Genomic DNA, 25,774 nt, shown 5'->3' with positions numbered 1-25,774 from the left:
TGATTCAGGTACCCCTTGAATAACAGCATTGCGCCACGGTGAAGGCTTAAAGAATTTTGTCTATGGAGCGCTTTCGCCCATAATCGTGTTTTTCGCCCGCCGCAGACCCTCGCAGGAGCCTCATGGAGCAATTTCGCAATATCGGCATCATCGGTCGCCTGGGCAGTTCGCAGGTGTTGGACACCGTTCGCCGTCTCAAACGTTTCCTCCTGGAGCGACACCTGCATGTGATCCTCGAAGACACCATCGCCGAAGTCTTGCCGGGCCATGGCCTGCAGACGTCGTCGCGCAAGATGCTGGGCGAGGTCTGCGACATGGTCATCGTGGTCGGCGGCGACGGCAGCCTGCTGGGGGCTGCCCGGGCCCTGGCGCGGCACAACATCCCGGTGCTGGGGATCAACCGGGGCAGCCTGGGGTTCCTCACCGATATCCGCCCTGACGAGCTGGAAACCAAGGTCGCCGAGGTGCTGGACGGCCACTACCTGGTGGAAAACCGTTTCCTGCTGCAAGCCGAGGTCCGTCGTCACGCCGAGGCCATCGGCCAGGGCGATGCCCTCAATGACGTGGTGCTGCACCCCGGCAAGTCCACGCGCATGATCGAATTCGAGCTGTACATCGACGGCCAGTTCGTCTGCAGCCAGAAGGCCGACGGCCTGATCGTCGCGACCCCGACCGGTTCCACGGCCTACGCACTGTCGGCCGGCGGACCGATCATGCACCCCAAGCTCGACGCTATTGTGATTGTGCCCATGTACCCCCATACCTTGTCTGGGCGACCGATTGTGGTCGATGGCAACAGTGAGCTGAAAATCGTCGTGTCCAAGGATATGCAGATCTACCCGCAAGTGTCCTGTGACGGCCAGAACCATTTCACCTGCGCGCCGGGTGACACCATCACCGTCAGCAAAAAAGCGCAGAAGCTGCGCCTGATCCATCCGCTGGATCACAATTACTATGAAGTCTGCCGGACCAAACTCGGCTGGGGAAGTCGGTTGGGGGGTGGAGGCGACTGATGCTCGATCCTGCGCGCAGTTACGATTTGATCGGTGACGTGCACGGATGCGCCCTGACCCTGGAACACCTGCTGGACCGACTCGGTTACCACAAGCAGGGCGGGGTCTGGCGGCATCCGTCGCGCATGGCTGTGTTCCTGGGGGACATCATCGACCGTGGCCCGCGGATCCGCGAGGCGCTGCACATCGTCCACGACATGGTCGTGGCCGGCCAGGCGCTGTGCATCATGGGCAACCACGAGTTCAATGCCCTGGGCTGGAGCACACCGGCATTGCCGGGCAGTGGCCAGCGCTACGTGCGCGAACACACGCCACGCCATGCCCGCCTGCTCAACGAGACCCTGACTCAGTTCGAGCAGCATCCCGGCGACTGGCATGACTTTCTCAAGTGGTTCTATGAGCTGCCGCTGTTTGTCGACGCCGGCCGGTTCCGGGTGGTGCATGCCTGTTGGGACTCCGGCCTGATCGAACCGCTGCGTGGCCTGTTCCCGGATGGTTGTGTCGACGAACATTTCCTCCAGGCCTCGGCGCAACCGGGCAGTTTTGCCTGCACGGTATTCGATCGTTTGCTGCGCGGCACCGACATGCGCCTGCCCCATGGCCTGACGCTGACCGGTGGCGATGGCCTGACCCGTTCGTTTTTCCGCACCAAGTTCTGGGAAGACAACCCGCAGACCTACGGCGACATCGTCTTCCAGCCCGACGCCTTGCCGGAACCGGTGGCCCGTACGCCGCTGTCGCCGGATGAAAAAAACAACCTGCTGCGCTATGGCGTCCACGAACCGCTGTTGTTCGTCGGCCACTACTGGCGCAGCGGCAAACCCGCGCCGATCCGCCCGAACCTGGCCTGCCTGGATTACAGCGCGGTGCTCTACGGCAAGCTGGTCGCCTATCGCCTCGACCAGGAAACCCGCCTGGATCCGCACAAGTTCGTCTGGGTCGATGTCGAGCGGCCGGAGGTGCTGCAATGAGTGTCGTCGCGGTATTGCGCCTGCCCCTGGCAGCGGACTTGAGTGGCTTCGTCAAGCTGCTGCAACGCATGCAGGTACCCCATCGTGTCAGCGAAGAGGCCGGCGAGCAGGTGCTTTGGGTGCCGGATGAAATCAGTGAGGATGTGCGTTCGTTGTACGCACGTTTTCCCGCCGGCGATCCCGATCAGCAGTTGGAACTGCCCAACACGGGTGGCACTTCCCGGCGAGCGGGGTTCGTCCAGCAACTGACGCGCAGTCCAGTGACGGCCGTGGTGTTGTTGCTGAGCCTGAGCGTCAGCGCGGTCACCCTGCTGGGGGAGAATCTTGAGATCCTGCGCTGGCTGACCTTCCTCGAGTTCCGCGTCGTTGGCGACTACATCCAGTTCACGCCGTTGGCCGATAGCCTGGCGGCGGGGCAGTGGTGGCGCCTGGTGACGCCGATGCTGATTCACTTTGGCTTTCTGCACATCGCCATGAATGGCATGTGGTACTGGGAACTGGGACGGCGGATCGAAGCGCGCCAGGGCGGCATCAACTTGTTGGGGCTGACGCTGCTGTTCAGCCTCGTCTCCAATTTTGCCCAGTACTTTTTCAGCGGCCCGACACTGTTCGGTGGGTTGTCGGGGGTGTTGTACGGCTTGCTGGGCCATTGCTGGATCTACCAACTGCTTGCACCGAACCCGGCCTATCACTTGCCCCGCGGGGTGTTGGTGATGATGCTGGTGTGGTTGCTGCTGTGCCTGTCCGGGCTGGTTTCGCTGATCGGTTTCGGTGAAATCGCCAATGCGGCTCACGTCGGCGGGCTGCTCGTCGGGTGCTTCACGGGGTTGTTGGGCGGGCTGTTCGCTCGCCGTAAAATGGCCCTTTGACCGGCACCTGTGCCTTTTGAGAATGCGCAATTGCGCGGAGAACCCATGGCTTCCTTCAACGAAATGATCCAGAACATCACTCCCGACATCTACCGGAGCCTGAAACTGGCGGTGGAAATCGGTAAATGGGCCGATGGCAACAAGCTCACCGCCGAGCAGCGCGAGCTGTCGCTGCAGGCGATGATCGCCTGGGAAATCCAGAACCTGCCCGAAGACGAGCGCACCGGTTACATGGGGGCGCAGGAATGCCATTCGAAGTCCACTGAAGTGCCGAATATCCTGTTCAAGTCGGACGCCATCCATTGATCGAGATTGGCCGCGGTGCAATCAGCAAGATGTCGGCGCGCCTTGACGGGCCGACCGTTCAATACGCCTTTCGCCTGGGCGATGTCGAGGTGCCGGTCAACCCGTTGATCGGCAGCACGGTGCGCCTGGAGTACCTCGGTGCGATCCACTGCACCCACTGTGGACGCCGGACCAAGACCAGCTTCAGCCAGGGATATTGTTACCCCTGCATGACCAAGCTGGCCCAGTGCGACCTGTGCATCATGAGCCCCGAGCGTTGCCATTACGAGGCGGGCACCTGCCGTGATCCGGCTTGGGGCGAGCAGTTCTGCATGACCGATCATGTGGTCTACCTGGCCAATTCCTCGGGCGTGAAGGTCGGCATCACCCGTGCCACGCAATTGCCGACCCGCTGGTTGGACCAGGGGGCAAGCCAGGCGCTGCCGATCCTGCGGGTCGCCACCCGTCAGCAGTCGGGGTTTGTCGAGGACCTGTTCCGCAGCCAGGTGGCGGACAAGACCAACTGGCGCGCCTTGCTCAAGGGTGACGCCGCGGCGGTGGACCTGCCTGCGATCCGCGACGCGCTGTTCGAAAGCTGCGCCCAGGGATTGCAGGGCTTGCAGGAACGATTTGGCTTGCAAGCGATCCAGACCATAGCGGACGTCGAACCCATCGAGATCCGTTATCCGGTGGAGCAATACCCGGCCAAGATCGTCAGCTTCAACCTGGACAAGAACCCGATTGCCGAAGGCACGCTGCTGGGAATCAAGGGCCAGTACCTGATTTTTGACACCGGCGTGATCAATATTCGTAAATACACGGCCTACCAGCTCGCCGTGCATCAGTAGAAGGATTCGACCCATGCGCACCGAACAGCCGAAGATGATTTACCTGAAGGACTATCAGGCCCCTGAATACCTGATCGATGAGACGCACCTGACCTTCGAGTTGTTCGAGGACCACAGCCTGGTCCATGCGCAACTGGTGATGCGCCGCAACCCCGAGCGTGGTGCCGGGCTGCCGCCGCTGGTGCTTGATGGCCAGCCCCTGGAACTGCTCTCGCTCAAGCTCGACGACGCCGACCTGGGGCAGGGCGACTATCAGTTGGACGACAGCCACCTGACCCTGCACCCCAAGGCCCAGGCCTTCACGGTCGACACCTCCGTCCGGATCCACCCGGAAACCAACACCGCCCTGGAAGGTTTGTACAAATCCGGCAGCATGTTCTGCACCCAGTGCGAGGCCGAGGGTTTCCGCAAGATCACCTATTACCTGGACCGCCCGGATGTGATGAGCAAGTTCACCACCACCGTGGTGGCCGAGCAGCACAGCTATCCGGTGCTGCTGTCCAACGGCAACCCGATTGCCAGCGGCCCGGGCGAAGACGGTCGGCACTGGGCGACCTGGGAAGACCCGTTCAAGAAGCCGGCCTACCTGTTTGCCCTGGTGGCCGGCGACCTGTGGTGCGTCGAGGACACCTTCACCACCCTGAGCGAGCGCACCGTGGCGCTGCGTATCTATGTCGAGCCGGAAAACATCGACAAATGCCAGCACGCCATGACCAGCCTGAAGAAGTCGATGCGCTGGGACGAAGAGGTATACGGGCGTGAGTACGATCTGGACATCTTTATGATTGTCGCGGTCAACGACTTCAACATGGGCGCCATGGAGAACAAGGGCCTCAATATCTTCAACTCCAGCGCCGTGCTGGCCCGCGCCGAAACCGCCACCGATGCTGCGCACCAGCGGGTCGAGGCGATCGTGGCCCACGAATATTTCCACAACTGGTCGGGCAACCGCGTGACCTGCCGCGACTGGTTCCAACTGTCGCTCAAGGAAGGCTTCACGGTGTTCCGCGACGCCGGGTTCTCGGCCGACATGAACTCTGCCACGGTCAAGCGCATCCAGGACGTGGCATACCTGCGCACCCACCAGTTCGCCGAAGACGCCGGTCCCATGGCCCACCCGGTGCGTCCGGACAGTTTTATCGAAATTTCCAACTTCTACACCCTGACCGTGTACGAAAAGGGCTCGGAAGTGGTTGGCATGATCCACACCCTGTTGGGGCCTGAAGGTTTCCGCAAGGGCAGTGACCTGTACTTCGAACGCCACGACGGCCAGGCCGTGACCTGTGACGACTTCATCAAGGCCATGGAAGATGCCAACGGCGTCGACCTGGCCCAGTTCAAGCGCTGGTACAGCCAGGCCGGTACACCACGGCTGGCGGTGAGCGAGTCTTATGACGCCGCCGCCAAGACCTACAGCCTGACCTTCAGCCAGAGTTGCCCGCCGACCCCGGACAAGATGGAAAAGCTGCCGTTCGTGATTCCCGTGGAGCTTGGCCTGCTGGACAGCAAGGGGGCTGAAATCCCTCTGCGCCTGGTCGGTGAAGCCGCGGCAGACGGCACGTCCCGAGTGATCTCGGTGACCGAAGCCCAGCAGACCTTCACTTTCCTCGATGTCGCCGAACAGCCGCTGCCTTCGTTGCTGCGTGGTTTCTCGGCGCCAGTGAAGCTGAGCTTCCCGTACAACCGCGACCAGTTGATGTTCCTCATGCAGCACGACAGCGACGGCTTCAACCGCTGGGATGCCGGCCAGCAGTTGTCGGTGCAGGTGTTGCAGGAATTGATTGCCCAGCATCAGCAGGGTGCCAGCCTGGCACTGGATCCACGTCTGGTCAGTGCACTGCGCAGCGTGCTGTCGGACGAATCCCTGGACCAGGCCATGGTCGCCGAAATGCTCTCGCTACCAAGCGAAGCCTACCTGACGGAAATTAGCGAAGTGGCTGACGTCGAGGCGATCCATGCCGCCCGTGACTTCGCCCGTCAGCAGTTGGCCGAGAACCTGTTTGAAGCCCTGTGGCTGCGTTACGCAGCCAACCGCGACCTGTCGAAGAAAACGCCTTACGTGGCTGAGGCCGAGCATTTCGCCCGTCGCGCGTTGCAGAACATCGCGCTGTCGTACCTGATGCTCACCGGCAAGCCTGAGGTGCTGAGTGCGACTTTGGAGCAGTTCGACACCGCCGACAACATGACCGAGCGCCTGACTGCGCTGGCGGTGCTGGTCAATTCGCCATTCGAAGCCGAGAAGGCCAAGGCCCTGGAAGTCTTTGCGGAAAACTTCAAGGGCAACCCATTGGTCATGGACCAATGGTTCAGCGTCCAGGCTGGCAGCCCGCTGCCGGGTGGCCTGGCGCGGGTCAAGGCCTTGATGGAGCACCCGGCGTTCAATATCAAGAACCCGAACAAGGTGCGGGCGCTGGTGGGAGCGTTTGCCGGGCAGAACCTGATCAACTTCCACGCCGCCGACGGTTCGGGTTATCGCTTCCTGGCGGACCTGGTCATTCAGCTCAATGGCCTCAATCCGCAAATCGCTTCGCGGCAACTGGCACCGTTGACCCGCTGGCGCAAATACGACAGCGCCCGCCAGGCGTTGATGAAAGGCGAACTGGAACGCATCCTGGCGTCCGGCGGGCTGTCGGCCGATGTGTTCGAAGTGGTGAGCAAGAGCCTGGCGTAAACCGGCACTGCCTTACCTTTGTGGCGAGGGAGCTTGCTCCCGCTGGCCTGCGAAGCAGGCCTGATCCTGGTTCACTTTTGCTGCGAATGGCGGGTGGACCAAGCTCAGGGAGTCCTTCGGCCTCCAGCGGGAGCAAGCTCCCTCGCCACATTCATCACCCTCACGAATGTCTTCTTATTCGCCGTTGGCCTATATCCCCCTGGTTAACAAAAGATAACGCGGCGTCGATTGTCAGACCTTTCGAAAGCCCGATAGGATAGGTCAGCTTCCGAAGTGGCTCTAGATTGCAGGTTTCAGGACTATGCTCCAGGACTGGCAACCTTCCAGAGCCTGCTTACGGCGCCCTGAAAGGTTGAATGACCTAACAATAATAATGGGGGAAAGGTCTATGAATGAGCCTGTCATGGCTGTGGGCCGCAGCCGGCCGCCGATGCTGCGCAGAGTGGCGTTGCTGGCTTCGGCGCTCTCGCTGCTGGGCTCTGCGGTGTTGTCGGCACCGGTGATGGCTGTTGCGGCGTCGACGTCCGATGTCATCTATTCCGTCGAATCGGCCAAGGCCAGCAAAACCCTGATGCTCGATGTGGTCCACGCCGGCCAGCGCCTGGTGGCGGTCGGTGATCGGGGGCACATTGTCTATTCAGACGACCAGGGCAAGTCCTGGACCCAGGCCAAGGTGCCGACTCGTCAACTGCTCACGGCGGTATTTTTCGTCGATGACAAACACGGCTGGGCCGTGGGGCACGACGCGCAGATCCTCGCCAGCGATGACGGTGGCAGCACCTGGACCAAGCAATTCGAAGACCTTACCCGCGAAGCACCGCTGCTGGACGTCTGGTTCAAGGATGCCAGCAACGGTTTCGCCGTGGGTGCCTACGGCGCATTGCTGGAAACCACCGACGGCGGCAAGCACTGGGAAGACGCCAGCGACCGCCTCGAAAACGAAGACCAGTTCCACCTCAATGCGATAGCCGCCGTGAAAGATGCCGGGCTGTTCATTGTCGGCGAGGCTGGCAGCATGTTCCGTTCCGCCGACTGGGGCCAGACCTGGGAAAAGGTCGAAGGCCCTTATGAAGGCTCGCTGTTCGGGGTCATCGGCACCGCCCAGCCTTCGACGCTGCTGGCCTATGGCTTGCGCGGCAACCTTTATCGTTCCACTGATTTCGGCGGCACTTGGGATCAGATCGAGCTCAAGGCCGCGCGCGGTGCCCTGGAGTTCGGCCTGTCAGGCGCCACGCTGCTGGCGGACGGTTCCATCGTGATTGTCGGCAACGGCGGCAGCGTCGTGCGCAGTACCGACGACGGCGAGACCTTCAGCGTGTTCAATCGCCCGGATCGAATTTCCGTGGCAGCCGTCACGACCGCCGGCAACGGCAACCTGATCCTGGCGGGGCAAGGCGGCGTACGCGCCACCACGTCCACCGGCGCCGAACTGAGCAAATGAGTCACGCCTGCAAGACGGGCACAAAAACAAGAAGGCGGACCCCATGAGCAGTCATCACCAAGACAAGGCGACGTTCCTCGAGCGCCTGATTTTCAACAACCGCCCGGCAGTGATCATCATTTGCCTGCTGGTCAGCATTTTCCTGTTTTGGCAGGCCACGCTGATTCGGCCGTCCACCAGTTTCGAAAAAATGATCCCCCTCGAGCACCCCTTCATCCAGAAGATGCTCGAGCACCGCAATGACCTAGCGAACCTGGGCAACACGGTGCGCATTTCCGTGGAGGCCACCAACGGCGATATTTTCTCCAAGGAATACATGGAGACCCTGCGCCAGATCCATGACGAAGTCTTCTACATCTCCGGCGTCGACCGTTCTGGACTGAAGTCGTTGTGGAGCCCGAGCGTGCGCTGGACCGAAGTGACGGAGGAGGGCTTCGCTGGCGGTGAGGTGATTCCCCAGAGCTATAACGGTTCGGCCGACAGCCTCGACCTGCTGCGCAACAATGTGCTCAAGTCCGGCCAGGTCGGGCGCCTGGTGGCCAACGATTTCAAGTCGAGCATCATCGATATCCCGCTGCTGGAGTCCTATCCCGACCCGCAGGACCAAGGCAAATTGCTCGCCCTCGACTACCGGAAATTTTCCCACGAGCTTGAAGACAAGATCCGCAACAAGTTCGAAGCCCAGAACCCCAACGTGCAGATCCATATCGTCGGTTTCGCCAAGAAAGTCGGCGACCTGATCGACGGCCTGGTCATGGTGGTGCTGTTCTTCGGCGTGGCCTTCGTCATCACCCTGATCCTGCTTTACTGGTTCACCAACTGCATGCGCAGTACCGTTGCGGTGTTGACCACCACCCTGGTGGCCGTGGTCTGGCAACTGGGGCTGATGCATGCGGCCGGTTTCGGCCTCGATCCGTACTCGATGTTGGTGCCGTTCCTGATCTTCGCCATCGGCATTTCCCATGGTGTGCAGAAAATCAACGGCATCGCCTTGCAGTCCAGCGAGGCGGACAACGCCCTGACAGCGGCGCGGCGCACCTTCCGGCAATTGTTCCTGCCGGGAATGATCGCGATCCTGGCGGACGCCGTCGGCTTCATCACCTTGCTGATCATCGACATCGGCGTGATCCGCGAACTGGCCATTGGCGCCTCTATCGGCGTGGCGGTGATTGTGTTCACCAACCTGATCCTGCTGCCGGTGGCGATCTCCTACGCCGGCATCAGCAAGCGTGCGGTCGAGCGCAGCAAGAAAGACGCGACCCGTGAGCATCCGTTCTGGCGCCTGTTGTCGAATTTCGCCAGCGCCAAAGTCGCCCCGGTGTCCATTGCCCTGGCCGTGATCGCCTTTGGCGGTGGCCTCTGGTACAGCCAGAACCTGAAGATCGGCGACCTGGACCAGGGGGCGCCGGAACTGCGTCCGGACTCGCGCTACAACCAGGACAACAACTTCATCATCAGCAATTACTCCACCAGCTCCGACGTACTGGTGGTGATGGTCAAGACCAAGGCCGAAGGCTGCTCGCGCTATGAAGCCATGGCCCCCATCGATGAGCTGATGTGGAAGATGCAGAACACCGAGGGCGTGCAGTCGGCGATTTCCCTGGTGACCGTGTCCAAGCAAATGATCAAGGGCATGAACGAGGGCAACCTGAAATGGGAGACCTTGTCGCGCAACCCTGACGTGCTGAACAACTCCATTGCCCGGGCCGATGGCCTGTACAACAACAGCTGCTCCCTGGCGCCGGTGCTGGTGTTCCTCAACGACCACAAGGCCGAGACGTTGGACCGGGCGGTGAAGGCGGTGCAGGACTTCGCCAAGGAAAACAACCGCGACGGCCTGGAGTTCATCCTTGCCGCCGGTAACGCGGGTATTGAAGCGGCCACCAATGAAGTGATCAAGGCGTCGGAACTGACCATCTTGGTCCTGGTGTACATCTGCGTGGCGACCATGTGCATGATCACCTTCCGTTCCTGGGCGGCGACGTTGTGCATCGTGCTGCCGCTGGTGCTGACCTCGGTGCTGGGCAACGCCCTGATGGCATTCATGGGCATCGGCGTGAAGGTCGCGACCTTGCCAGTGGTGGCACTGGGCGTGGGCATCGGCGTGGACTACGGCATCTACATCTACAGCCGCCTGGAAAGTTTCCTGCGGGCCGGGTTGCCGTTGCAGGAGGCTTACTACCAGACACTGAAATCCACCGGCAAGGCGGTGCTGTTCACCGGTTTGTGCCTGGCCATCGGTGTGTGCACCTGGATCTTCTCGGCCATCAAGTTCCAGGCGGACATGGGGTTGATGCTGACGTTCATGTTGCTGTGGAACATGTTCGGTGCACTGTGGCTGCTGCCGGCGCTGGCACGCTTCCTGATCAAGCCGGAGAAACTGGCGGGGCAGAAGGGCAATTCGTTGTTTGCGCACTGACTGCCGGCTGAATGGCAATGCTGCAACCTTGAGACTATCCGCTCAAGGGGCTTGGAATGATCTGTGGCGAGGGAGCTTGCTCCCGCTGGGCTGCGAAGCAGCCCCCAAACCAGGCACCTCGGTATAACTGGCTGATCGCATCCAACCTTTTTGGGGCTGCTGCGCAGCCCAACGGGGATAAATCCCCTCGCCACAAGAAGTCCTCAGTTCGGGCTCATGTGGCGAGGGAGCTTGCTCCCGCTGGGCTGCGAAGCAGCCCCCAAACCAGGCGCCTCGGTGTAACGGGCTGAATGCTTCCAGGCTTTTTGGGGCTGCTGCGCAGCCCAGCGGGAGCAAGCTCCCTCGCCACGGGGTTTGTGTTTGGCGATGGGCTGGGTGAGTCAGGTAGTTCAAGCAGCTATTACCAACCCCGATCCTGTGGCGAGGGGATTTATCCCCGCTGGGCTGCGAAGCAGCCCCCAAACCAGGCGCCTCGGTGTAACGGGCTGAATGCTTCCAGGCTTTTTGGGCTGCTGCGCAGCCCAGCGGGAGCAAGCTCCCTCGCCACGGGGTTTGTGTTTGGCGATGGGCTGGGTGAGTCAGGCAGTTCGAGCCACTGGTCTCACGTGAGCAGCGTCTTGCCCTTTCACCGCGATCAAGGCGCCAACGGCAAAAATTTGCTTTGTGCCAACGGCCTGCCGATCTGTCCTCGATGCACATTCACCACCGCGTAAGGGCTTTTAGCCTTGGCCAGCATTGAATGGTAGTGCTCCTTGCGCTGTTCCTTGGTTTTCAAATGCGCCACGCTAAAGTCGGCCTTTGGTGTGTCGGCGGTTTCGTAATGAAAATGCGCGTACCAGAGCGGCCAACCGTCCCGGTCATTGATGGCGTACTCCTGGAGGAAATCCTTGCGCTCTCCTTTCAAGGCTATGCGTTCGCCGAGCCTCGCGACTTGCACCAGGTTTTTCTCGAACAGGTAGCGAAGGTTGCTGTCGGTGGGAGGCAGTTTCAGACTCAATTCGGTGCGCAGTTCACTGCCTCGGGTGGTCAGACGCGAAACAGCGTTTGACAGCTGCTCGGTCAGTGTCTGATCGGCTGCGGTGCGCGGATTTTTCGAGGCCGTGAAGGCTCGTTCGAGTTCTTCGGACAGCTTGCGGTAGCGACTTGCTTCATTACTCAGGATTTCCTCGATTTCCTGAGGGAAGCGGCACTGGGTTTTATAGCGCTCGGCGTTCGCCAGACTGTTGTCTAGTTGCCCGAGCAGCTTTCGTGCATCGGCCTTGATCGCTTTGACCGAGCGTGTGCGGGGTGCCGGGGCCGGTCGTTGGACCTCGACGAGGTCCCAGACGTCGTCGTGTTGCGAGTAAGTGGCGAGCAACCTGTCGTCGACTTCTGAGCGCAGCTCGACGACCTCGATCGGCAGCGACGTGCCGGCCGGCTTCAAGTCACCGATCAACACGCCGCTCTTGCGCGTCTTGATCACCTTTTTCTGCGGGCGTCCGGCAACTGTCCTGCTGCGTTTCGGCGGGCGTTTGCGCGGCTGCGGCTCGGGCTTGATCTCGGCGGCCAGTTTCGTGGACGCCTCTTCATAAAGACCCTCGACCAGCCTGAACAGCCTGCCGAAATAGGACGTGTCCATGTCAGCGGCATTGAGGGCTTTCATGCCCTGCATGGCATCGAGTGCCGCGCCATAGTGTTCGACCAGGCTTTCCAGGACCTCGATCTGTTCCGATGGGGTCAGCTCGTAGGTGCTCAGGTCGGATTGGGAGCGCGCCTGTTCCATCAACAGCTTGGTGACGCTGTGCAGGTTCTCGGGAAGATTGGAGTCGGGATCCTTGAATATCAGTGACGCCAGCGTAGGCAGTTGCAGGGCCTTGGTAGCCAATGGCGTTCGTTCACCCAATGGACGGTCCCGGGTCAGGCGTTCGAACACTTGCGCGCCGGCGGCACCCAGGTTCAACAGCGCTTCCAGGTAACGATCCCTGAGTTCCAGCCAATAGATCGAGCGATCGTTGATGTCACTCAAGGCGTCAAGGTAGTTGAAATAGTCGAGAACGTTGCCAGCGACATTCGCTTGCAGGGTCGAATAATCTTGCGTGAATTGGCCATAGGCGGCATCCAGCGCCGTCAGCTCGAATTCGTTGATCAGGAAGCCCTTGCGGGCGTTGTTGACCACGTTCTCCATCAAGACCCGAATGATGCCGGGGGGTAATTGCATGTCGTGGCTGGCATATTCGGTGACGTTGTCCAGCAGCTTCAGATAAGTGTCAGTCTGCTTCTCAAGGAGCTTGTAGAACCGCGCCCGCTTGTCCGCGCGTTGCGCCTCGGTAAAGTTGCCTGCCTGGGTCCTGGTCATGACTTCCTGGGCAGTGTCGAGGGCGCGTTGCTCATCGGCCTCGCCCTTGTAGTAATTCTTCAGAAGCTCGCTCAGTTCGGCCGCGCGTTGGGTCTTGATGTCCCGCAGTTTGGCCAGGCGCTTGGGCGGCATGCCCCCACGCAGGCGCAGACGCAGGTCGATGGACCAGTTGCCGCGGGTATCGGATTGCAACACTGGGCCATTCTGGGCCGAATCCCGCGGGGCGAGCGGGTTGACGATGATCGCGCTGCCGTCCGATTCAGGGGTCACCTGATACATTTTTCCATCCACCAGGGCGTGCCAGGTGTTTCGAATGACGTACAGGCCCGTGTAGGGGCCGTATTTTGTCGGCTCGGGCAGGGACGCCGGACGGCTTACCTGAAAGCGCTGCAGGCGGGCGAGTTGCTCCGCTGTCAGCCGGCGGCGGGCGCTGGCGAAACTGAGGTCAAGGCTTGCGCCGCTGTCCCCAAAGCGTTCCCCTGGCAAGGCCACCGACCCTTCATGAATGCTCGGTGGCGCGGGTGCGGGCCACTGCTCGGGGATGATGCGCGGCGCGGGAGGGCGCATCGCCTGTTCTTTGAGCGTCTCGGGCAAGGGGGCATGAGGCGGTGCACTGATGGAGGGGAATTGAAGCAGGAGCATGCCGAGGTTGAGCAGCAGATCGACGGCGGCGAGTTCCCGCGTCACCGCGTCTTCGCTGCTCAGCGACGGAATGTCCTGACTGGCGCTGGCCATCAGGTTCCATAGCCAGGCCGTGGCCATGGCTGGGCCGCGTAGCAAGGGCAAGAGCAGCGTGTTGAACAGCAGGCTGCCGCCATGCAGCAGAACGGCCCAGCGACTTTCGCTGTTGGAAACCGAATCCCGGTCGGCCTGGGTGACCAGGGCCCGCGCGTTGCTGCCATAGAGGTATTGCATCAGCTCGCCGTTGCGCAGGAACTGCCGCAACTCGTCGTTGACACTGTCGACCGCCAGGGTGGCCGGGGCTGGCTTCTCAGGCAGGCTGAATTCATCGCCCTGGTAGAAGCGCACGATATGGGGCTCCTGGAAGCCGCCATTGGCATAGATCGGGCGGGCGGCGTCGGACATCCAGGCCAGGACGCTCTGCTGCAGGTCTCCGGGGGCGACGATGGCTTGCAGCAAGGCCTGGCGCGTCGGGTATTGCTGCAGCGAAGGTGTATAGAGCGGTCGGTACAGCACATGCGGGCCCGTCGCGACGTCCTCCGGTTCGATGATGAACATGTTCGTCACGGTATCGGGGTGGGCTTCGGGCTTGCGCAGGAACGCCAGGTGGCGAATGACGACGGGGCGGCCTGCGACCCGCTGCTCATCGGCGTCGTGCTTGAGGAGGGCTTCGATCAGCGCCAGGCCTTGGCGGGTCATGCCGTTTTCCTGGTTGAGCAACTGCTTGAGGGCATCCAGCGGCAGTTGGGCGGGCATCTCATCGGCAAACATGCGTTGGCGCTCCTGGGTTCGAGGCCCACCGTCCAGCAGGTTTTGTTGCAGGTAGCGTGGGTAGCTCGTGCCGATGTCCACCTGTTCGATCAAGCCGCCCTTGCGGGTGATGAAGTCCGCCGTCAGCCACACCGGCAGCGCCAGGCCCCGGCGATGGCTGAGCACCGGATCCACGCCAGGTCGGGCGACGAGGTTGTTGATCGCCAGTTCGGTCAGGCTCATCGTTCTTTTTTCGACGATGCCGATGGTTCCGGGATAGCCCGCCGCCGCGCTGAAGGTCAGTTCCACATCGTCGGGCTGGTATTGGTTGGCTTGCGCCTTCGCCGGACTGCTGTCGTTGGCTTGTCCCATGCACTTGAGCAAGGCATCGGCGGCAAAGGCCCTGATGTCCTGGATGCCGCTGAGAAAGGTGCGTCCCTGGTTGCGTTTCTTGGCGCTGGCCAAGGCGAGGCTGTATTGCTGGATTTTCGTCCTGTCGAGGACCGACGCCTGCTTCAACCAGTCAGGGATCAGGGGCGCGATCCGCGCCGACGTTACCGGCATCGGACGCGGTGCATCGAGCAGATAGCGGGCAGGGTCGCTCAACTCGTTATAGAGCGCCTGGAGGTCGGGCAGGCCAATGCGCGCGGGCAACTGCACGGCCTGCAGGTCGGCCAGTTGCTGCTCCAGGATCAGGGCCGCCTGGGTCTCGAAGGCATTGCCACTGATCTCGTTACGCTGGCAGGTGACGCTGTCGACGATGTACTGGCTGGCGATCAGCGTGCCCCAGTGCTGAGTGAACGCTTCCAGGGAGTCAAAGACCTGGACCGCACCCGCAGGGCTGCAAAGCAGCCAGAGCGTCGCGTTGTTCTTGCACTGGATCAACAGGATGTTGCTGCTGGTCAACAGACTGCTGGAGCCGTCCCGAGTGAGTCGGGTCTCCAGGCTGTAGGCATAGACGGCCGATTGGCCGTGGCGCCGAAAGCGTTGTTCCCGATCGGGCCATTGGACAATCTGGCCCAGGGCTTCCCGGGCCTGCCCAGTGAGGTCCTGTTGTTGCAGGCTGCGGATCTGCGCAAGGTTGCGCAGTACCTCGCTGAGCCACTGCCAACGGCTGGTGCCGTCCTGCTTGTCGTCCTGCGGGCCGGTGTCGATGTTGGCGTTCCAATAGCGGGTCAGCGCGTCCTCCAGTCCGATGGGTACGGTCCAGGGCAATTCGAGCAGCAGCTTTTCAATGACCTTCATCTCCAGTTTCCCGTCATCTGGCGCAAGAAGGCGCGGTGGCGAGTCGGACAGGAAACTGCGACGTCCGTTGCGATCCTTGAATTCAACGGGGGTGCCCAGCGCCAGGTAATCGAGGACGCGAGGCATGAAGGGTTCAAGCAAGTAGCCGCGAGAGGCCGGATCGGGCGTCGCCAGCCGAGTCTTGGAAAGATCGAAGACCAGTGTGGGGTACTTTTCCTGGATGGCTTGTTCAAGCATGCGTTGTGCGAACTGCTCGAAGGTCGGACGACTGGAAAATTGCAGGCTGACGCTTTGTGCAAGCGCAGAGGGACTGTCAGCCGGGGAGGGTGAGGTCATGGGAAATCCTTTTCATGGGGCGTTGGAAATGACGCCGGAAAAGTATCGACCCCTGGGCTCGCGCGGGCGGTATATAGATACCGCCGCGGCGGCTGGAATGTGTGCCAGGCCACGGATGGGCCGGGCTAGATATCAGGAAGGATCGGCGCCCAACACCACATTCAGGGCACTGCGGGCATCGTCCAGTTGCACCAGGGTGGCATGGCGCGCACCGAGGGCATCGCGGTTCTCGATGGCGGTGAGGATCGCCTTGTGCCGTGGCATCGCCAGCTCATGGAGGTTAGGCCGCTGGTTGGAATGCTTGAGCGCTTCGGCGATGGCGACCGACAACATGTTGCACAGGTTGGCGAGCAGGTCGTTGTGGGTGGCGTCGGCGATGCGGCTGTGGAAGTCCAGGTCCGGCTGGAGCACGGCCTCGGGGGTCGGTGCCGCTTCCATGCGCTGGTAGGCCTCGCGGATGGAAGCGATGTCGTCCTCGTTGGCGAACTGGGCGGCGAGGGCCGCGGCGGCCGGCTCGATGATGCTGCGTACGCTGGTCAGCAGGTTGAAGAATTCATTCTGCGGGCTGCTCTGCATCAACCAATGCAGCACGTCCGGATCGAGCATGTGCCATTCCCGCCGGGCCTTGACCACCGTGCCCACCCGTGGTCGCGAATACACCAGACCCTTGGCGACCAGCACCCGCGTGGCTTCACGCAGCACCGGACGGCTGACCGCGTACTCTTCGCACAACAAGGCTTCGGCGGGCAGTTTATCGTCCGGTTTGAAGCGCCCGGAAACGATCTGCATGCCCAGTTCCTGGACGATGCGCGCGTGCATGCTCTTGCGGTCGGAGGGTTTACGGTAATCCATGGGATGCGGCGCGATCCTGTGCGAGGGGGTGCTGCGCATGATAGCAGGCGCGGCGGATATTCATCAGGCCAAACCCTTGGGCGTGGTGACCTGTTTGGTCCGAGGACATGGTTACCTTGTGGCGAGGGAGCTTGCTCCCGCTCGGTTGCGCAGCGACCGCCGAGGGGCCTGCTTCGCACTCCAGCGGGAGCAAGCTCCCTCGCCACAGTCGGTGTGACAGCCAACTTTGGATGTTGTCTGTTACACCGCTATCGCGAGCAAGCTCAGCTCCCACAAAAGCTCGCTCCCACAGGGGGATGGATGGGGTCAGTGGGAATGACGCGGCACCTCGGCCCCACGGCAACCGACCAGGAAGTCGAAGTCACAGCCCTGGTCGGCCTGCAACACATGGTCGATGTACAGCTGGCGGTAGCCGCCCACCAGCAGTTGCTGCGGGGGGACGATGTCGGCGAGGCGGGCGGCGAGTTCGGCGTCCGGGATGTCCAGGTGCAGACGCCCGCTGGCGCAGTCGAGCTCGATCCAGTCACCTTCCTTCACCGCCGCCAGGGGCCCGCCGGCGGCGGCTTCCGGTGCCACGTGCAAGACCACGGTGCCGTAGGCGGTGCCGCTCATCCGCGCATCGGAAATCCGCACCATATCCGTCACGCCCTGGGCCAGCAGCTTGGCCGGCAGCCCCATGTTGCCGACTTCGGCCATGCCTGGGTAACCCTTGGGCCCGCAGTTTTTCATCACCAGGATCGAGCTGGCGTCCACGTCCAGTTCCGGGTCATTGATCCGGGCCTTGTACTCGTCGAAGTTCTCGAACACCACGGCGCGACCGCGATGCTGCATCAGTTCGGCGGTGGCGGCGGACGGCTTGAGTACCGCTCCCAATGGCGCCAGGTTGCCGCGCAGCACGCAAATACCGCCGTCGGCGCGGATCGGGTTGTCCAGGGTGCGGATGACTTCGTCCTGGCCGTAGATCGGTGCGTCCTTGGTGTTCTCGCCGATGCTCTTGCCGTTGACGGTCAGGGCATTCGGGTGGGGGATCAGGTTGGCTTCGCCGAGACGCCGCAGTACGGCGGGCAGGCCACCGGCATAGTAGAACTCTTCCATCAGGAAGCGTCCGGACGGTTGCAGGTCGACAATGGTTGGCATGCCGCGACCGATGCGGGTCCAGTCGTCCAGGTCCAGTTGCACGCCGATGCGTCCGGCGATGGCCTTGAGATGGATCACCGCGTTGGTGGAGCCGCCGATGGCCGCGTTGACCCGGATGGCGTTTTCGAAGGCTTCCTTGGTCAGGATCTTCGACAGCTTGAGGTCTTCGCGGACCATTTCCACGGCGCGCATGCCGGACATATGGGCCAGCACATAACGCCGTGCATCCACCGCCGGAATGGCCGCGTTGTGCGGCAGCGACGTGCCGAGGGCTTCGGCCATGCAAGCCATGGTCGAGGCGGTGCCCATGGTGTTGCAGGTGCCGGCCGAACGGGACATGCCGCCCTCGGCCGCGAGGAAGTCGTCGATGGTGATGGTGCCGGCCTTGACCTGTTCGCTCAATTGCCAGACGACGGTGCCGGAGCCAATGTCCTGGCCTTTGTGCTTGCCGTTGAGCATCGGCCCGCCGGTGACGACGATGGCCGGCACGTCGCAACTGGCGGCGCCCATCAGCAACGCAGGGGTGGTCTTGTCGCAACCGGTGAGCAGCACGACGCCGTCAATCGGGTTGCCGCGAATCGCTTCTTCCACGTCCATGCTCGCCAGGTTGCGGGTCAGCATGGCGGTGGGGCGAAGGTTCGATTCGCCGTTGGAGAACACCGGGAATTCCACCGGGAAGCCCCCGGCTTCGATCACGCCGCGCTTGACGTGCTCGGCGATCTGCCGGAAGTGCGCGTTGCACGGCGTCAGCTCCGACCAGGTGTTGCAGATGCCGATGATCGGCTTGCCGTGGAACTGATGGTCGGCGATGCCCTGATTTTTCATCCAGCTGCGGTACATGAAGCCGTTCTTGTCGGCGGTGCCAAACCATTGGGCCGAGCGCAGGGAGGGTTTCTTATCAGACATGATCGATTCTCTTATTGTATGACTATATTGTTCTAGCGTGAGCCTAACATAAGCGCAATTTACGCGGTTTGGAAGTGTTGTTGGGTAAATAGTATTACTATATAGTCCAATTCAACGGAGGGATTGTCCTGGCGGTCATTCGCGAGAGAAATCCCCCGAGGTTCCATAACAACAACAATCGGAGACCGGTCCCATGAGCCAGGAATTGCGGCTTATTCGTCGCATCACGCTGAAACTGATTCCCTTCCTGATCCTGCTGTACCTGATCGCCTACGTGGACCGCTCTGCCGTGGGCTTTGCCAAGCTGCACATGGGCGCCGACCTCGGCATCGGCGACGCCGCCTACGGCCTTGGCGCAGGGCTGTTTTTCATTGGTTATTTCCTGCTGGAGATCCCCAGCAACCTGATGCTGGAACGCTACGGCGCCCGGCGCTGGTTCGCCCGGATCATGATCACGTGGGGCGCCATCACCATCGGCATGGCGTTCGTACAAGGCCCGCATAGCTTCTATGTGATGCGCTTTTTGCTCGGCGCGGCCGAGGCCGGGTTCTTCCCGGGCGTGCTGTACTACATCACCCAGTGGTTCCCGGTGCGCCATCGCGGCAAGATCCTGGGCCTGTTCATTCTGTCCCAACCTATTGCAATGATGATCACCGGCCCGGTGTCCGGCGGTTTGCTGGGCATGGACGGGATCCTGGGCCTGCACGGCTGGCAGTGGCTGTTCATCGTCATCGGCCTGCCGGCGGTGCTGTTGACCTGGCCGGTGCTGCGTTACTTGCCGGACGGCCCGCAACAAGTGAAATGGATGGACCAGGCCGAGAAGGACTGGCTGACCGGTGAACTGAAAAAAGACCTGCAGGAATACGGCCAGACCCGCCACGGCAACCCGCTGCATGCCCTGAAGGACAAGCGGGTCTTGCTGCTGGCGCTGTTCTACCTACCTGTCACTTTGAGCATCTACGGCCTGGGACTGTGGCTGCCGACGCTGATCAAGCAATTCGGTGGCAGCGACCTGGTGACCGGTTTCGTGTCGTCGGTGCCGTACATCTTCGGCATCATCGGTTTGCTGATCATTCCCCGCAGTTCAGACCGCTTGAACGACCGCTATGGTCATCTGGCCGTGCTCTATGTGCTGGGCGCCATCGGCCTGTTCCTCAGCGCCTGGCTGTCGGTGCCGGTGTTGCAACTGGCGGCGCTGTGCCTGGTGGCGTTCGCGCTGTTTTCCTGCACGGCGGTGTTCTGGACCTTGCCTGGCCGTTTCTTCGCCGGAGCCAGTGCGGCGGCGGGTATTGCGCTGATCAACTCGGTGGGCAACCTGGGCGGTTATATCGGCCCGTTTGTGATCGGTGCGCTGAAGGAGTACACCGGCAACCTGGCCTCGGGGCTGTATTTCCTGTCCTGCGTGATGCTGTTCGGCCTGGTGCTGACCGGGGTGGTGTATCGGTTGCTGGAGCGCAAGCACGTGCTGCCGGCGGATCAGTTCGCGGCCAGTGCCCGGGGAGCGACGCGTACCTGAGGTCACTGTGGGAGCGAGCTTTAGTGGCGAGGGAGCTTGCTCCCGCTGGGGTGCGAAGCGCCCCCCAATATCAGGCGCCGAGTTTATTCAGGCAAAACACAATCGCCTGTTTTGCGACTGCTGCGCAGTCGAGCGGGAGCAAGCTCCCTCGCCATAAGAGCTTGCAAGAGGGCCCCACAGTTCACTGCATATTCATGTTTTGTTTCACAGGAGAAAATTCATGCGTTTAGTTCAGTTCGAATTGCCTAACGGCGAACGCCGCGTCGGTGTGGTCGACGGCGACCAGGTGCAGGAAGTGCAGGGCGCCGGTAGCGTGCGCGACCTGGCGCTGGCGGCCATCGAGGCGGGCGTGAAGCTTGAAGAGCAGGTCAACAGCCTGGGCCTGGGCGCTGGCCATGACTATGCCCGGTTGATCAGTGAGCTGCGCATCCTGCCTCCGCTGGATCACCCGGACCCGGCGCACCTGCTGGTCAGCGGCACCGGCCTGACCCACTTGGGCAGCGCCTCGGCCCGGGACAAGATGCACCAGCAGGCCGGCGACGAAGCGACCATGACCGACACCATGCGCATCTTCAAGTGGGGCGTGGAGGGCGGTAAACCCAAGGCTGGGCAGGCCGGCGTGCAACCGGAATGGTTCTACAAGGGCGATGGCAGCATTGTGGTCCGTCCGGGCCATCCGTTCCCGCTGCCACCCTTTGCCGAAGACGCTGGCGAAGAGCCGGAAATCAGCGGCCTGTATGTCATCGGTCACGACGGCAAGCCCTATCGCCTGGGCTTCGCAGTGGGTAACGAGTTCTCCGATCACGTCATGGAACGCAAGAATTACCTGTACCTGGCCCACTCGAAATTGCGCAGCTGCAGTTTTGGTCCGGAACTTCGCGTCGGTGAACTGCCTCAACATCTTTCCGGGACCAGTCGTATCCTGCGCAATGGCGAAGTGCTGTGGCAGAACGAATTCCTCAGCGGTGAGGCGAACATGTGCCACAGCCTCGAAAACCTGGAGTTCCATCACTTCAAGTACAGTCAGTTCCTGCGCCCGGGGGACGTGCACGTTCACTTCTTCGGCACCGCGACCCTGTCGTTCGCCGACGGCATCCGCACCCAGCCGGGGGATGTGTTCGAAATCAGCCAGGCTGAATTCGGTGCGCCGCTGGTCAATGGCATTGCCCCGGTGGACGCGGTGTTCAACCCGGGTACTATCGGCACACTTTAAAGGAGACTTGCGATGAACCAGATCCTTGGCCACAACTACATCGGCGGGGCGCGCAGCGCGGCCGGCCAGACCCGCCTGCAAAGCGTCGACGCCAGCACCGGCGAAGCCTTGCCCCATGATTTCATCCAGGCCACGGCCGAAGAAGTCGATGCTGCCGCCAAGGCCGCGGCTGCGGCTTATCCGGCCTACCGGAGCCTGAGCGCGGTGCGCCGGGCCGAGTTCCTCGAGGCCATTGCCGATGAACTGGACGCCTTGGGCGATGCGTTCGTGGCTGTGGTCTGCCGTGAAACGGCGCTGCCGGCGGCACGGATCCAGGGCGAGCGCGGTCGCACCAGCGGCCAGATGCGCCTGTTCGCCAAGGTTCTGCGTCGTGGCGATTTCTACGGTGCGCGTATCGACCGCGCCTTGCCGGAACGCACGCCGTTGCCACGTCCGGACCTGCGGCAGTACCGCATCGGCCTGGGGCCGGTGGCGGTGTTCGGTGCCAGTAACTTCCCCCTGGCGTTTTCCACCGCCGGTGGCGACACGGCGTCGGCCCTGGCCGCCGGTTGCCCGGTGGTGTTCAAGGCCCACAGCGGTCACATGGCGACCGCCGAGCACGTGGCCGATGCGATCATCCGCGCGGCGGAAAAAACCGCGATGCCGGCGGGTGTGTTCAACATGATCTACGGCGGTGGCGTTGGCGAGTGGCTGGTCAAGCATCCAGCGATCCAGGCCGTGGGTTTCACCGGTTCCCTCAAGGGCGGGCGTGCCCTGTGCGACATGGCGGCCGCACGGCCCCAGCCGATCCCGGTGTTTGCCGAGATGTCGAGCATCAACCCGGTAATCGTGTTGCCCCAAGCCCTGGAAAACCGCGCCGAGAGCGTCGCGCGCGACTTGACCGCTTCGGTGGTGCAGGGCTGCGGTCAGTTCTGTACCAACCCGGGCCTGGTGATCGGCATTCGTTCGCCGCAGTTCACTGCCTTCACCCAGCAGGTAGCCGCACTGATCGGCGACCAGGCGCCCCAGACCATGCTCAACGCCGGCACGCTGCAAAGCTACGGCAAGGGCCTGCAGAAGTTGCTGGCTCACCCCGGTATCGAGCATTTGGCCGGGCGCGAGCAGCAGGGCAACCAGGCCCAGCCGCAGTTGTTCAAGGCTGACGCCAGCCTGCTGATCAACGGTGACGAGGCGTTGCAGGAAGAAGTGTTCGGCCCGACCACGGTGTTTGTCGAAGTCGCCGATCAGGCGCAACTGACCGCTGCGCTGAACGGTCTGCACGGCCAGTTGACCGCGACGATGATCGGCGAGCCGGCGGATTTCGAACGGTTCAGCGAATTGACGCCGCTGCTGGAACAGAAGGTCGGCCGCATCCTGCTCAACGGTTATCCGACCGGGGTCGAGGTGTGTGATTCGATGGTGCACGGTGGGCCTTACCCGGCGACGTCCGATGCCCGCGGCACTTCGGTGGGGACCCTGGCGATCGATCGTTTCCTGCGCCCGGTGTGCTTCCAGAACTATCCCGACAGCCTGCTGCCGGAACCGCTGAAGAACGCCAACCCGCTGGGGATCCTGCGGTTGGTGGATGGCGTGCCGGGGCGCGAGGCGGTCTGAGGATCGCGGTCAGGCCGTTACGTTGAGGTGGAATGTACCGGCCTCTTTGCGAGCAAGCTCTCACATTGGAATGCGCTCCCATGTGAGAGCTTGCTCGCGAAGTCAATCGCCCAGTCAACATCGAGTCTGAAGTTATGGCCCAAGGCCCACTCCCACATTGGGTTATCATGGCAACTTTCCCAACGACCGACTGATCACCATGACTGCCGTTACCGAGACCCTGCTGGATGCCCTTCAAAAATGCGACATGCTGATCATCGACAATATGCACGCTTTCGATTTTTTCCTCGATGATCAGGACCAGTTGCACGTCGAATGCATGAACGGCCGCACCCTTGAGCATTGGCGTTTCACGCCGGCGCAGATGAAGGCCGCGACCTTCGATAAAACCCGGAACAAATGGACCATTACCAGCGATTCGGGTGACCACCACCTGGAGTGCGTGGAAGCGGCCAGCGGCCACGACGATGATGAGGACGACGAACATGAAGATGCGTAGTCTCTGGCCGTTGCTGATGGCCGGCAGCCTGGGCGCCATGGGCGTCCAGGCAGACACCGATGAACGCCATCAACTGCTGGTGGGTTCCTACACCGCCGGCCAGAGCCAGGGCATCTACCGGTTGCAATTCGACAGCCGCACCGGCCAGCTCGATGCCAACCCATTGCAAGTGATCAAGACAGACAACCCGTCGTGGCTGACCCTTTCCAAGGACATGACCCGGCTGTTCGTGGTCAATGAAAACGGGCCGGGCCAGAAAGACCCGGTGGGCAAGGTCAGCAGCTACGCCATTGACCCGAAGACCCATGAACTGAGCCTGATCAATCAGGTGCAGTCCCTGGGCAACGAGCCGACCCATTCCAGCCTCAGCGGTGATGGCCGGCATTTGCTGGTCAGTAACTACTCGGTGGTGGAAGACCCGGGCGGCACCCTGGCGGTGTTGCCGGTGGGCGCCGATGGCAAGCTGGCGCCGGTGGTGCAGTTGAGCAGTCATCAGCCGAGCAAGGTCAACCCCGAGCGGCAGATGTCGGCCCATGTCCACGCCGCAGTGTCCTCGCCCGATGGCAAGTACGTGTTCGCCAACGACCTGGGGGCGGACAAGGTATTCATCTACCGCTACGACCCCAAGGCCAATCCAGAGCTACCGTTGACCGCTGCCGATCCAGCCTTCGTGCAGTTGCCACCCGGCAGCGGCCCGCGTCACCTGCTGTTCAGCGCTGACGGCAAGCACGCCTGGCTGACCATGGAAATGAGCGCGCAAGTGGCGGTGTTCGACTATCAGGACGGCCGATTGACCCAGCGTCAACTGGTCGACCTGGCCGCCGGCAAACCCCAGCCGGGCAGGGCGGCGGCTGCGCTGCATGCGTCCAGGGATGGAAAGTTCCTCTACGTCAGCAACCGTGGCACCACCAACGAAGTGCTGGTGTTCGCTATCGACCCGGCCGCTGGTACGCTCAAAGAGCTGCAGCGGCGCTCGGTCGAAGGCGATCATCCACGGGAATTCAGCCTCGACCCGAGTGGAAGATTCCTGCTGATTGCCAACCAGAAGAGCAACCAGATCGTGGTGATCGAGCGCGATCCGAAGACCGGCCTGCTGGGTAAAACCGTGCAGAAAATGCCGATGGATGCGCCCAGCGATTTGAAGTTCATGGTCCGTCAATAGCCCACAGGCCCCGTTTTTCGGGGCCTGCGCCGTTGTATCAACGAGACTGATATTCGCAAGTGATGTAAAGCATTTCAACGCGGGACGCCTCGGCGCGTAAGTTTGCTTCACGGCCCAACCGGGCAAGTCAGCCAACTGAATCCGAGGTCTACCGCCATGAATCTGAATCTCTTCTCCGTGATCGCCGCTTCCGCCATCTCTGCCACCGTGGCGCTGCCCGCCAGTGCCAGCGTCGAAATCAGCGACAAGAAAAATCGCACCCAGAGCTATACCGAGAAATACCTGCAACAAAGTGCCAACTTCTATGCGGCGCTGGACCACAAGACCCAACACTGAAATAGCGCGCAACGACTGAAGCCTGCGATCTTTTCATCTTCACTGCCCCCCAGGTGCAAGAGAAAAGATCGCAGGCTTCGCCGTTTCTGGAAAAAACCAGCTGTAATATCATTTGGCCATGTGCTTAAATTTGACGCTGACAAATTGACTCCTTCGCAGATAAGGATGGACACCATGGCGATGCGTCTGGCAGTGATGCTGCTGTTTCTCTACTCCACGCCGATAGTCTCGGCGGCGCAGCCGGATTCCGGCGAGTTGGAAGTGGCGCGTGAGCGATTATTGAGTCTGCTGAGCGACTGATCGGATCGGCAACAATCGGGTTGCAGGATTGCCTTTGTGGCGAGGGAGCTTGCTCCCGCTGGGCCGCGCAGCGGACCCTTTTTGCGATTGCTGCGCAATCGAGCGGGAGCAAGCTCCCTCGCCACAAAAGCATCCCGGTCGACCAACCGATTTGCTCTTGAAACCGACACTGATTCGAGGCATTCCCTTAACCCACGCCATGCCCAATTCCCCGTGGCGAGGGAGCTTGCTCCCGCTGGGGCGCGCAGCGGCCCTAGAACCCGGCGACACGGTGGATCAGGTTGATTAGTGGTCCTTGAGGGGGGCTGCTGCGCAGCCCAGCGGGAGCAAGCTCCCTCGCCACAAAAGCATCCCGGTCGACCAACCGATTTGCTCTTGAAACTGACACCGATCCGA

General features: G+C 61.8%; 18 protein-coding genes. 15 read left to right on the top strand and 3 right to left on the bottom strand.

Annotated features, from left to right (window positions below):
- Positions 1-122 precede the first annotated feature (122 nt).
- The 8 genes from BLT00_RS04825 to BLT00_RS04790 all read left to right on the top strand — a co-directional run bounded on the left by BLT00_RS04825 (position 123) and on the right by BLT00_RS04790 (position 10,517).
- Complete coding sequence (locus BLT00_RS04825; RefSeq protein ID WP_003202709.1) at positions 123-1,013, top strand: NAD(+) kinase; 891 nt, start codon at positions 123-125, stop codon at positions 1,011-1,013.
- Entirely contained in the window at positions 1,010-1,984 is a 975-nt protein-coding gene (locus BLT00_RS04820; RefSeq protein WP_170862103.1) for a metallophosphoesterase, read from the top strand. Before BLT00_RS04825 ends, BLT00_RS04820 begins: the two co-directional genes overlap by 4 nt.
- Positions 1,981-2,853: a rhomboid family intramembrane serine protease gene (locus tag BLT00_RS04815; protein ID WP_092145933.1), complete on the top strand. Its 873-nt coding sequence runs from the start codon at positions 1,981-1,983 to the stop codon at positions 2,851-2,853. The genes BLT00_RS04820 and BLT00_RS04815 overlap by 4 nt, the downstream gene beginning before the upstream one ends.
- 45 nt (positions 2,854-2,898) lie before the next feature.
- Complete coding sequence (locus BLT00_RS04810) at positions 2,899-3,159, top strand: YeaC family protein (RefSeq protein WP_063320747.1); 261 nt, start codon at positions 2,899-2,901, stop codon at positions 3,157-3,159.
- Entirely contained in the window at positions 3,156-3,986 is an 831-nt protein-coding gene (locus BLT00_RS04805) for a DUF2797 domain-containing protein (RefSeq protein ID WP_072341749.1), read from the top strand. Before BLT00_RS04810 ends, BLT00_RS04805 begins: the two co-directional genes overlap by 4 nt.
- Before the next feature lie 13 nt (positions 3,987-3,999).
- Positions 4,000-6,657, top strand: coding sequence for an aminopeptidase N (gene pepN, locus BLT00_RS04800; protein WP_092145931.1), 2,658 nt, complete (start codon positions 4,000-4,002; stop codon positions 6,655-6,657).
- Positions 6,658-7,045: 388 nt separating this feature from the next.
- Positions 7,046-8,098 carry a WD40/YVTN/BNR-like repeat-containing protein gene (locus tag BLT00_RS04795; protein WP_092145929.1) on the top strand — a complete coding sequence of 351 codons (1,053 nt, stop codon included), beginning with the start codon at positions 7,046-7,048 and terminating at the stop codon, positions 8,096-8,098.
- Positions 8,099-8,141: 43 nt separating this feature from the next.
- Positions 8,142-10,517 (top strand): efflux RND transporter permease subunit, encoded by a 2,376-nt coding sequence (locus BLT00_RS04790; protein ID WP_063320751.1) that lies wholly within the window; start codon positions 8,142-8,144, stop codon positions 10,515-10,517.
- Between the two features lie 634 nt (positions 10,518-11,151).
- Here BLT00_RS04790 and BLT00_RS04785 read toward each other — a convergent pair.
- The 3 genes from BLT00_RS04785 to BLT00_RS04775 form a co-directional block, all read right to left on the bottom strand.
- The gene (locus BLT00_RS04785; protein WP_092145927.1) at positions 11,152-15,864 is read right to left on the bottom strand and encodes a dermonecrotic toxin domain-containing protein; all 4,713 of its coding nucleotides are present in this window, start codon (positions 15,862-15,864) and stop codon (positions 11,152-11,154) included.
- 132 nt (positions 15,865-15,996) lie between these two features.
- Positions 15,997-16,716: a FadR/GntR family transcriptional regulator gene (locus BLT00_RS04780; RefSeq protein WP_092224782.1), complete on the bottom strand. Its 720-nt coding sequence runs from the start codon at positions 16,714-16,716 to the stop codon at positions 15,997-15,999.
- A gap of 306 nt (positions 16,717-17,022) precedes the next feature.
- Positions 17,023-18,759 carry an IlvD/Edd family dehydratase gene (locus tag BLT00_RS04775; protein ID WP_072341734.1) on the bottom strand — a complete coding sequence of 579 codons (1,737 nt, stop codon included), beginning with the start codon at positions 18,757-18,759 and terminating at the stop codon, positions 17,023-17,025.
- 193 nt (positions 18,760-18,952) lie between these two features.
- Here BLT00_RS04775 and BLT00_RS04770 point away from each other — a divergent pair, with 193 nt between their 5' ends.
- The 7 genes from BLT00_RS04770 (at position 18,953) to BLT00_RS32055 (ending at position 25,378) form a co-directional block, all read left to right on the top strand.
- Positions 18,953-20,275, top strand: coding sequence for an MFS transporter (locus tag BLT00_RS04770; RefSeq protein ID WP_092145923.1), 1,323 nt, complete (start codon positions 18,953-18,955; stop codon positions 20,273-20,275).
- Between the two features lie 220 nt (positions 20,276-20,495).
- On the top strand, positions 20,496-21,488 hold the full coding sequence (gene araD1, locus BLT00_RS04765) for an AraD1 family protein (RefSeq protein WP_092145921.1): 993 nt from the start codon (positions 20,496-20,498) through the stop codon (positions 21,486-21,488).
- A 12-nt stretch (positions 21,489-21,500) separates the two neighbouring features.
- Positions 21,501-23,081 carry an aldehyde dehydrogenase (NADP(+)) gene (locus tag BLT00_RS04760; protein ID WP_092145919.1) on the top strand — a complete coding sequence of 527 codons (1,581 nt, stop codon included), beginning with the start codon at positions 21,501-21,503 and terminating at the stop codon, positions 23,079-23,081.
- Positions 23,082-23,280: 199 nt separating this feature from the next.
- Positions 23,281-23,580, top strand: coding sequence for a DUF5629 family protein (locus BLT00_RS04755; RefSeq protein ID WP_170862102.1), 300 nt, complete (start codon positions 23,281-23,283; stop codon positions 23,578-23,580).
- The gene (locus BLT00_RS04750) at positions 23,567-24,742 is read left to right on the top strand and encodes a lactonase family protein (RefSeq protein ID WP_063320758.1); all 1,176 of its coding nucleotides are present in this window, start codon (positions 23,567-23,569) and stop codon (positions 24,740-24,742) included. Before BLT00_RS04755 ends, BLT00_RS04750 begins: the two co-directional genes overlap by 14 nt.
- A 156-nt stretch (positions 24,743-24,898) precedes the next feature.
- A complete protein-coding gene (locus BLT00_RS04745) occupies positions 24,899-25,078 on the top strand; it encodes a hypothetical protein (RefSeq protein WP_003202673.1) in 180 nt (59 codons plus the stop codon).
- Between the two features lie 174 nt (positions 25,079-25,252).
- The gene (locus BLT00_RS32055) at positions 25,253-25,378 is read left to right on the top strand and encodes a hypothetical protein (RefSeq protein ID WP_003180680.1); all 126 of its coding nucleotides are present in this window, start codon (positions 25,253-25,255) and stop codon (positions 25,376-25,378) included.
- Positions 25,379-25,774: the final 396 nt, after the last annotated feature.

The organism is Pseudomonas sp. NFACC51, assembly GCF_900103575.1.
GTDB classification, from domain to species: Bacteria; Pseudomonadota; Gammaproteobacteria; order Pseudomonadales; family Pseudomonadaceae; genus Aquipseudomonas; species Aquipseudomonas fluorescens_Q.
This window is presented reverse-complemented; position numbering and strand designations above follow the sequence as displayed.

What these genes read in the sequence shown, in the direction of transcription:
- BLT00_RS04770 (WP_092145923.1), top strand. Translation starts at nt 18,953, where the DNA reads ATGAGCCAGGAATTGCGGCTTATTCGTCGCATCACGCTGAAACTGATT.
- BLT00_RS04750 (WP_063320758.1), top strand. Translation starts at nt 23,567, where the DNA reads ATGAAGATGCGTAGTCTCTGGCCGTTGCTGATGGCCGGCAGCCTGGGC.
- BLT00_RS04825 (WP_003202709.1), top strand. Translation starts at nt 123, where the DNA reads ATGGAGCAATTTCGCAATATCGGCATCATCGGTCGCCTGGGCAGTTCG.
- BLT00_RS04785 (WP_092145927.1), bottom strand. Translation starts at nt 15,864, where the DNA reads ATGACCTCACCCTCCCCGGCTGACAGTCCCTCTGCGCTTGCACAAAGC.
- BLT00_RS04795 (WP_092145929.1), top strand. Translation starts at nt 7,046, where the DNA reads ATGAATGAGCCTGTCATGGCTGTGGGCCGCAGCCGGCCGCCGATGCTG.
- pepN (WP_092145931.1), top strand. Translation starts at nt 4,000, where the DNA reads ATGCGCACCGAACAGCCGAAGATGATTTACCTGAAGGACTATCAGGCC.
- BLT00_RS04755 (WP_170862102.1), top strand. Translation starts at nt 23,281, where the DNA reads ATGACTGCCGTTACCGAGACCCTGCTGGATGCCCTTCAAAAATGCGAC.
- BLT00_RS32055 (WP_003180680.1), top strand. Translation starts at nt 25,253, where the DNA reads ATGGCGATGCGTCTGGCAGTGATGCTGCTGTTTCTCTACTCCACGCCG.
- BLT00_RS04810 (WP_063320747.1), top strand. Translation starts at nt 2,899, where the DNA reads ATGGCTTCCTTCAACGAAATGATCCAGAACATCACTCCCGACATCTAC.
- BLT00_RS04760 (WP_092145919.1), top strand. Translation starts at nt 21,501, where the DNA reads ATGAACCAGATCCTTGGCCACAACTACATCGGCGGGGCGCGCAGCGCG.
- BLT00_RS04790 (WP_063320751.1), top strand. Translation starts at nt 8,142, where the DNA reads ATGAGCAGTCATCACCAAGACAAGGCGACGTTCCTCGAGCGCCTGATT.
- araD1 (WP_092145921.1), top strand. Translation starts at nt 20,496, where the DNA reads ATGCGTTTAGTTCAGTTCGAATTGCCTAACGGCGAACGCCGCGTCGGT.
- BLT00_RS04745 (WP_003202673.1), top strand. Translation starts at nt 24,899, where the DNA reads ATGAATCTGAATCTCTTCTCCGTGATCGCCGCTTCCGCCATCTCTGCC.
- BLT00_RS04780 (WP_092224782.1), bottom strand. Translation starts at nt 16,716, where the DNA reads ATGGATTACCGTAAACCCTCCGACCGCAAGAGCATGCACGCGCGCATC.
- BLT00_RS04815 (WP_092145933.1), top strand. Translation starts at nt 1,981, where the DNA reads ATGAGTGTCGTCGCGGTATTGCGCCTGCCCCTGGCAGCGGACTTGAGT.
- BLT00_RS04775 (WP_072341734.1), bottom strand. Translation starts at nt 18,759, where the DNA reads ATGTCTGATAAGAAACCCTCCCTGCGCTCGGCCCAATGGTTTGGCACC.